1 protein-coding gene is annotated in these 236 nt (G+C 35.2%); it reads left to right on the top strand.

Annotated elements, in window-relative coordinates:
- Positions 1-236, top strand: a 236-nt coding sequence (locus R2R70_RS23170) for a UvrD-helicase domain-containing protein (protein WP_410979370.1), incomplete at both ends; no start/stop codon positions are given.

The raw sequence follows: 236 nt of genomic DNA on the forward strand, positions 1-236 counted from the left end.
GCAAAAGGATTATGGGTATCAACGTTTCATACACTGGGTTTAGAAATAATAAAAAAAGAAATAAGTACACTTGGCTTTAAACCTGGTTTTTCGTTGTTTGACGATCAAGATACCAACCAGCTGTTGTCGGAGCTCACTGAAGATGAATTAAAAAAAGACAAAGATTTACTCAAGCTACTTAAAATGGAAATTGGTAGCTGGAAAAACGAATTAGTATTGCCAGAGCAAGCAATACG

The organism is Cobetia sp. SIMBA_158 (assembly GCF_046566945.1).
GTDB classification, from domain to species: Bacteria; Pseudomonadota; Gammaproteobacteria; order Pseudomonadales; family Halomonadaceae; genus Cobetia; species Cobetia amphilecti.